The organism is Klebsiella indica (assembly GCF_005860775.1).
Taxonomy (GTDB): domain Bacteria; phylum Pseudomonadota; class Gammaproteobacteria; order Enterobacterales; family Enterobacteriaceae; genus Klebsiella; species Klebsiella indica.
Genome location: NZ_VCHQ01000064.1, coordinates 1 through 2,705, shown reverse-complemented (window position 1 = coordinate 2,705; position 2,705 = coordinate 1). Strand labels below are relative to the sequence as shown.

The 2,705-nt window shown below is 53.7% G+C and carries 1 protein-coding gene and 2 pseudogenes; 2 read left to right on the top strand and 1 reads right to left on the bottom strand.

Features of this window, described 5'->3' with window-relative positions; all coding sequences use genetic code 11:
• A pseudogene (locus FE839_RS24445) lies at nt 1-340 on the top strand (IS66 family transposase); the annotation flags it as partial.
• 162 nt (nt 341-502) lie between these two features.
• On the opposite strand, the gene ltrA reads toward FE839_RS24445, so the two are convergent.
• Nucleotides 503-1,915: a group II intron reverse transcriptase/maturase gene (ltrA, locus tag FE839_RS24435; protein ID WP_138363269.1), complete on the bottom strand. Its 1,413-nt coding sequence runs from the start codon at nt 1,913-1,915 to the stop codon at nt 503-505.
• A 423-nt stretch (nt 1,916-2,338) separates the two neighbouring features.
• On the opposite strand from ltrA, the pseudogene FE839_RS24430 reads away from it, so the two are divergent.
• Nucleotides 2,339-2,578: pseudogene (locus tag FE839_RS24430) on the top strand (transposase domain-containing protein); the annotation flags it as partial.
• Between the last annotated feature and the right edge of the window lie 127 nt (nt 2,579-2,705).

Sequence of the window (2,705 nt, the reverse complement as noted above, 5' to 3'; positions counted from 1 at the left end):
CTACCGCGAAGGTCATATAAAGGAAGCGGGCTGCTGGGCCCATGCCCGCCGAAAGATCCATGATGTGCATATCCGCACTCCGTCGGCCCTGACGGAAGAAGCGCTGAAACGGATCGGCGAGTTGTATGCTATCGAAGCGGATATAAGGGGAATGCCAGCAGAACAGCGGGTTGCCGAACGCCAGTTGAAAACGAAAGCGCTTCTTAAATCACTGGAAAACTGGCTGCGTGAAAAGATGAAAACCCTGTCGCGACACTCAGAACTGGCGAAGGCGTTCGCTTATGCCCTGAATCAGTGGCAAGCGTTGATGTACTACGCAGACAACGGCTGGGCTGAAGCGGGTAGAGTAGAGATGTGGCGCGGTGGTTTTAGTTCAGGCATATCTGTTAATCCACCTCTTTCGATTGGTGGTGCCTTACTGTCCTGAGCGTGACTCCGTTTCCACATCCCTCTCATCGAACCGGACTTGCGGATTTCCCGCATCCGGCTCTCTTGCAGCACATCAGACCTTCGCGTTCGGGCGGTTACGGGGGAGATCCAGCAGGCGTATCAGTCCTAACTGCTCGTACAGGTACTGGTCGGGATACTGGCGATATCCCGTTCCCCGCTGACCTTTTCTTCTCTGTAACCAGATCCTGACCCGTCTCGCCGTATAGATATCAATGTCACGGTAAATCTGTAACACTGGTCCCTGATTGAAATAACTGGCCCAACCCCTGAGAAGCGGGTTTAACCTTTCAGCTCTTTCAGCTATGGGGGTACAGTTCCAGCGTGACGTAGTCTGGGCGTGTATTTCCTGTTTGAGCCGTTTGATCGCTTTTCGGGATATTGCGGTTCCCCAGTAGGGGCGCCCACCTTTGCCATAAAATCGGCCAATGGTATATCCGAGAAAATCAAAATTCCCTTCAGGTAGAACGACCAGCCGGGTTTTACTTTCGTTAACGATCAGCCCCAGCCGTTCCATCAGGCGCTTCATCCTTGTCATGGCCTGTTCTCCGGTTCCCCTTTTACACAATATCACCAGATCGTCGGCATAATTGACGATTTCGCTGTTCTTCTCCCAGAAAGGAGTCCCGCTATTCCATGCCAGAATAAATCGCCTGAAATAGAGGTTTCCCAGCAACGGACTTATTGGCGAGCCCTGTGCTGTTCCACGATGAGTGTTACGGGCAACTGTGGTCCGGATTTCGACACCCTGTCTGGTCCGTTCCACTACCGGGGCTCTGAGCCACTGGCGGATTATCCCAAGTACGCTTCCGTCAGTTATCCTCCGGGCGATGCATTTCATCAGTTGCCCATGAGGGATCGTACTGAAGTAGTCAGATAAATCCGCATCAACGACTTCTCTGGCGAAGCGTTCAGAGATGCTAAAGTAGACTCTGCGTATCGCCATTTTTGCGTCGATGTGACTTCTGAAGCCGTACTGCCGTGGGGGCAGATCGGTGTCGAAAACGGGGTTAATAACGAGCAACACCGCCGTCTGAACCACTCTGTCCTTTATTGTCGGGATACTCAACGGGCGTTGTCCGCCGTTGGCTTTGGGGATCCATACACGCAACAGGGGCGAGCACTGGTACTGTTTAGTGCTTAGCTCCTGCTTTAATCTTCGCAGCCACTGTCCTAAACCCTGTTGTTCGATGGTGGCGAAGGACGCACCGTCCGCGCCGGGGGCTCCCCGGTTTAGACGGCATCGCCTGTAAGCCTCCACGAGAACATCCGGGCGGCAAACCTTATCCCACAGACTGTGGAATTTAGCCGTTGCGTTACTCTTTGCTTTCGCCTGTAGTGTCTTCTGCAGGTTCTGAACCGATTCGAGCGGAGTTGTTAGGCTGATGCCAATCCCCGGGCTCTTCCTGCTTGGTACACTGGTACTGCAACAGGGGGCCTTCGCTCCTCTGACATTACTCAGTATCATAACTACTACGCCCCCATCCGCCATCCATAACGACCGACTCAGCCCCTCACGAGGCGTCGTTGCCCGTCTGCCGGACGAACATCGTTATGGACTTCCCTTGTTGCACGATCGATCAATCGTTATGCGTGCTGTCACCACTACCCCGGTGGGTATGACCGGTGCTTTTCTCACTCTCTTCTCGGTCATCGTCGGCCTTCCCCGTTATTATGGCGTGTCGGCACCCACGACGGCATTTCGAGGCCTGCTCAGTGTTCACTCACGTTACGGCCCGCATAACCCGTTGACTTCCTTAAGAAGCCGTTTCAGGGAGAGCTTCAGCCCATTTGTTACCTCCTGGACCGCCCCCTGTACTTCCGGCCGGAGCGAGAGTTAGCCGGGTCGGACTTTCACCGACGGAAAGATCGTGCCTTGCAAGGCACACAYAATAACRYAGCTGAGCGCGCGCTACGAGCGGTCTGTCTTGGCAAGAAAAACTATATCTTCTTCGGCAGCGATCATGGTGGCGAGCGTGGGGCCCTGCTGTATGGTCTGATCGGAACGTGCAGACTGAATGGCATCGATCCGGAAGCCTACCTCAGATATATCCTGAGCGTGCTGCCAGAGTGGCCATCGAACAAAGTGGCAGAACTTCTGCCATGGAACGTAGATCTCACCAATAAATAGCCGTCAATACGGCACTCACTTTACGCTTACTAACCTGAATCGTTGCGCACGATGAGTTCTTCTTCTTTAATGGCGTTATCAAAACAACTCTGCTGACTGGTGCGCCACTCTCTGCAGTCAATAAGGT

Coding starts and splice junctions, on each gene's coding strand:
- ltrA (WP_138363269.1), bottom strand. CDS start 1,915: ATGATACTGAGTAATGTCAGAGGAGCGAAGGCCCCCTGTTGCAGTACC.